The organism is Candidatus Krumholzibacteriia bacterium, assembly GCA_029865265.1.
GTDB lineage: Bacteria > Krumholzibacteriota > Krumholzibacteriia > WVZY01 > JAKEHA01 > JAKEHA01.
Map to the genome: position 1 here is coordinate 1 of JAOUHG010000079.1, position 5,041 is coordinate 5,041.

Annotated in this window: 5 protein-coding genes; all 5 read left to right on the forward strand. The window is 63.0% G+C overall.

Annotated elements, in window-relative coordinates:
* The first annotated feature begins 220 nt into the window (after positions 1-220).
* The gene (locus tag OEX18_15615) at positions 221-709 is read left to right on the forward strand and encodes a hypothetical protein (GenBank protein ID MDH4338690.1); all 489 of its coding nucleotides are present in this window, start codon (positions 221-223) and stop codon (positions 707-709) included.
* Between the two features lie 19 nt (positions 710-728).
* The gene (locus tag OEX18_15620; protein MDH4338691.1) at positions 729-1,238 is read left to right on the forward strand and encodes a hypothetical protein; all 510 of its coding nucleotides are present in this window, start codon (positions 729-731) and stop codon (positions 1,236-1,238) included.
* A 110-nt stretch (positions 1,239-1,348) separates the two neighbouring features.
* Positions 1,349-2,416, forward strand: a complete 1,068-nt coding sequence (locus tag OEX18_15625) for a hypothetical protein (protein MDH4338692.1) — start codon at positions 1,349-1,351, stop codon at positions 2,414-2,416.
* 142 nt (positions 2,417-2,558) lie between these two features.
* Entirely contained in the window at positions 2,559-3,719 is a 1,161-nt protein-coding gene (locus OEX18_15630; GenBank protein ID MDH4338693.1) for a PP2C family protein-serine/threonine phosphatase, read from the forward strand.
* Positions 3,720-4,012: 293 nt separating this feature from the next.
* The coding region (locus OEX18_15635) for a YCF48-related protein (GenBank protein ID MDH4338694.1) at positions 4,013-5,041 on the forward strand (1,029 nt) is incomplete at its 3' end.

Sequence of the window (5,041 nt, forward strand, 5' to 3'; positions counted from 1 at the left end):
ACGTGGGACGGTCGGGACAACCGCGGTCGACTGGTTGCATCGGGCGTGTATTTCTACCGGCTGGAAGCGGGGCGCTTCCAGGACGCGAAGAAGATGGTGCTGCTGAAGTAGCAGGCCTAACGTGAGGGGGCAACGTCAGCATGAAGGCGCAGAGTTTCCTTTTTGGCTTTCACGTCGACTATGGCCGGCCGTCGGCTCTCACTCCGAAAAGGGGGAAGCAATGAACGCGCGGAACGATAATAAGCGTGACGTGGCTACCCTGGAGCGAATCGCAGCCACCAAACTTCGGGATGGCACAAGTCCTGCGGAAGTTGAAGCATGGTTGAAGCTTGAAGGGGTAAGCCCTTCGAACGCAGTGCTGATGGTTGGCATGTTGGCGCGGCGTGTCGATGGGCGTCCAGCGCACGGAGCGAGGGTAACGGATGCCGTTACGAAGCGGCAAATCACACGAGTGTCCGTTCGCCAAAGCAGCAAGGTGCTTACGCTCTTCTACGTTGTCACGATGTTGCTCCTGTGCGTCCCCGTGGGATTGATCATGATGGCATGGCCGCAAATGCGGCTAAACGCTGTGATGCTTCTCATGATGCCTGTTGTGTACGGCATAATATGCTATCCGCTGTTTGCTCTCGGCGGCGCCATCTACAACGCTATCGCTGTTCGTGTCGGCGGCGTCGAATTTGAGAGCGCGGACAAGCCGGACGCGGCATAGCTGCGCCGGTGCGTACGAGATGATCCAGGACGACCACGACGACCATATCCGCGGTGCAGTGGCAATGCCGGGAGGAGCCTCTATGCGCAAAAGTGCGCTCATCAGTCTTGTCGTGCTCGTCACCTTCTCGCTGATGGCCTGCACGCAGACGTACTCCTGGAAGCCGGTCACGTCGGATAAACATCCGCCCGATGAGGTTGATCCGAATACGCTGATCGGAAAGACCGTGCGCTTCGTCATGGCCGACAGCACCGCGTTGCAGATGAGGGTGACGGAGGCATTCGATCAGCAGGTCGTCGGTATCCAGTCGAATCCCTACCTGCCGGCGGACACGCTTGTCGTCAACCTGCGGGATGTTCGGCGAGTGGAGCGTGAGACGGCTGGTTTTCCTCGTCCCAAGAAGGGGTTGGTCATCATGGTTGGCGTGGTTGTGGGATTCGTCCTTGTGCTTCTCATTGCTGGGATTGCTGAGGAAGGGGGATTGTACTGGAGCCAGTCTGGCCAGGACCATCGACAGGAGCCGAAGTGACCGGTGGCGAGTTGTCACCGATCGCGAAATAGTTGATGCCATCGGGGGCAACGGCCCATACGAAAGCGATGCCGCGCAGTCATCGAACGCCGGAACGAAGGAGGTTTCTCGTGCAAACTCGCCCCGTCCTGGCAGCAGGTGCTGCCCTTGCGATCCTGTTCCTCGGTACACATCTGTGTCTGGCGCAGATTCCCATCATCAACCTGCCACACGACGCCCGAAGCTACGCGCTTGCAGGAGGCGGTGTGGCGGACGGCAGCAATCCGTCCACGATCCTCAACAACCCGGCCGTGGCGGCGAGACTAAGCGGCGCCTATCTGAGCGCATACTCCGGAGAGATTCTTCCGGATCTTGTGAATGATGTGAATTTGAAGGGCGGCGTGCTGTCGGGAGGCTATCCCGTGTACGAGGGCGATGTTGTGCTGCGACTGGGTGGCGAGGTGCGGTTTGCGAAGTTGAACTACGGGGCGATCGAGATCACCGATACGCAGGGCATGCCGCTGGGCTACTTCGACAGCTACGAGGAATATTACTCATTCACCGCCGCAGTTGATCTACAGTTTGCACACTCGTTCCACCTCGGGATTGGGAGCACTTACAAGTCGCTCAGCACGGAGTATTTCCTGACGGGCCCTGCGCCCGTGGATGGCGATGGCTCGGTGTACGACGTGGGCTTCCTGCTGGCATACTCCGCTTCCAATCCGGCCGATTGGTCGGTCACGCCGGCGCTGGGAATCAGTCTTCGAAGCTTCGGGTCTGATCTTGAATACGGCAGCTATGGGACGATCGAACCTGGCCGGCACAATGCCTATGGCGTGTCCATAGACATCCAGTCTCCCTACACGACGCTTCTCGATGCTTCAGTTCCGACGTTTGCAATGGTCTTCAACTTCGACCTGGAGAAGTCGGAAGACCCCGACAAGTTGTACTCCGCCGGGCTGGAGCTGGGATTCTGGCAGGTGATCTTTGCCCGGCTGGGTTTTGAGGCCATTCAGAACGTCGACCCCAAGGCGCTCACGCTCGGATTGGGAGCCGGGCTGCCACTTCGTGAGTTCATGTTCCGTTTCGACTACGCCATGGTTCCCCTTACCATCATCAACGGGAACCACGGGGACAGAGCCAACAAGTTTACGCTGTCGCTGGGCTGGACGCCGCAGCAGGCTGTCCACAGTAACTGACCGCCAGTGGAGATGACTCCGACTGGGTGAGACAGCAAGCGCGCCGCGGGGTAGTGGCGTGGTTGAAAGCGGCGCAAATGGCGCTTGGCGACGCGGGTGCTTTCGCGAATAATGAACCTTCTTACCAGGAGGTTCTTGGGACGTGTCGACAGCCCAACCACACGATCGCGCTACCGAGGATACCGGCCGTCGCCGGTGGGGGAGACCGCGCCGGCTGGGGCGGTTCTGGCGGCGGCTCTCGGACGGTCTCGAGGTCCAGCAACTGTGGGACCAGTTCCGCTCCGAGGCGCGCACGAGCTACGAGCTCTACCGGGTCGACGTCGACGGGGAAGACCTGGGCAGGATACGCGGCCCGCGCGGGTGGATGCGGGTTGCGCATGCGTGGTTCTGGGCGATCGCGATGAAGCTTTCGCCGGCGCGGCGCGTGCTGCTCGTGCTGGCGGTGGTGCTCGGCATCATGGGCGAGTGGCACTTCATCGTCCGCGACTACGATCTCGATCTCAACTTCCGGGGCGTCGGGTTTCTGCTGCTGTTCGTCGTCCTCGTGCTCGAGCTCGCGGACCGCGTCACCATGAAGCGCGATCTCCAGATCGCTCGCGAGATCCAGCGCTGGCTGGTCCCGGAAGAACCGCCACGCGTGCCAGGACTCGACATCGCCTTTACCACCCGTCCCGCCAACACGGTCTCGGGCGACTACTACGACGCATTCCTCTTGGATGATGCCGGCAACCGCCTGCTGCTGGTGGTGGCGGACGTGGCGGGGAAGAGCGTACCGGCGGCGCTCCTGATGGCGTCCTTCCAGGCGTGCCTTCACTCGTGCGCGCGGGACTGCGGCGACATGCCGATGCTCGCCGAGCGGCTGAACGAGTTTGCGTGCACGCGCAGCCTGGGCGGACAGCGCTTCACGACGGTGTTCCTCGCCGAACTCGACCTTACGACGATGGTGCTGCGCTACGTCAATGCCGGGCACGAGCACCCGGTGCTGCGGCGCAGCGACGGCGGGACCGAACGCCTTGAAGACGGGGGACTGCCGTTTGGCATCGACCCGGAACAACGCTACCAGTCCGGCAGCACGACGCTGGTGCCTGGGGATCTCCTGTTCGTCTTCTCGGACGGGCTCGCAGAGGCGGTGGACGCGGGCGATCACGAATTCGGCGACGCGCGCGTGGTGGACGCCGTCCGCGGGTTGAGCGACACGCACACGGACGCGGCCATCCGCTCGCTCATCGCGCGCGTCGATGCGTTCGTCGGCGGCACCCGCCAGAGCGACGACATCACCTGCCTCGCCCTGCACGTCGAGTAGGGCGGACACCGTCCAGCGTCACCTTGACGCGCGCGGCCCGCGCATGCTCCAATAGTCTGCAGCCAACACCAACGATGCGACATGCGAGGATTCACCCTGGCCGAAAGGAACCTTCGATGCGCCGCTCGATCTTCGGTGCCTCCACGTCCCGGCTTCTCGTTCTTCCCCTTACGATCCTTGCGTTTTACGGCTGCGGCGACTCGTCGAGTCCCACGGCGCCCCCGGCGGTTCCTCCGCCGGCCGGAACACCCACGTCCCCCGGCTGGACGCTGATCAGTCCGACGGCCGGAGGCGTGACAACGATCAACCAGGTGCGCTTCGCGTCGCCGACGCGCGCGTTCGCGGTGGGCCGGTTTGGCACACTCCTGCGCTCGGACAACGCCGGGGTGACGTGGGCGCGGCTTCGACCCAACTGGGACGGAGACCTCTATGCCCTCGAGTTCTACGACACGAAACACGGCGTCGCGGTTGGAGACGGGATGATCATCCTTGCCACCCACGATGGTGGCGAGACCTGGGTGCGTTCGGGCCCGATGGAAGGCAACCGATCGTTGAGCGATGTCGCGTTCGTCAACCGGGACACCGTCGTGGCCGTCGGCTCCGAGCTGACCGATCCTCTGTTTGCGGTCAGCGAGGACGGTGGTGACGCCTGGTCGCTCGTGGCGACCGGTCTCAGCGGTATCCGGTTTTCCAGCGTGGCCGTGTCCGGCGCGAGGGTGCTGGCGCTTGAGGCCGGTAGCGCGACCATGCACGAGGCGACGGAACTGGGCCGCCAGTGGACGACGCGATCGCTCCCGCAGCCCTGCGACTACCTCGGGTTCGCGGACGACACGACGGGCGTTCTGGTTGCGGCGAGTTCGGCCTCCTATCGAACCATCAATGGTGGGGTCACGTGGTCATTTATCAGCGGCCTGACGGCCTACGGCGAGCCGGTATTCCAGAACCCGAGCCGTGGCGTCATCGTCGATTTCGCGAACGTCTCGGTGACGCAGAACGCCGGGGTTACGTGGCAGTCCACGCCTTTGAGCGAACAGATCACGACGGGACAGTTCGGCGACGACGCCCACGGCGTGTTCTTCGCGCCCCTCAGCACCAATACGCCGAACCAATTTGTCGACGCGTACTACACGACGTCGAACGGGGGCGCATCGTTGACGCCGCACCCCACGCGGTCGCTCGATCAGCCCACCTTCGTGGATTTCGTGAGCCCGAGCGTGGGGTTCGTTACCCTCGGCGGGCGCGACGCCGACATTTCCGAAGTGGCGGTCACGAGGGACGGCGGTGAAACGTGGGCCAGCGCCCCCCTCGATTCGAGCCTCATC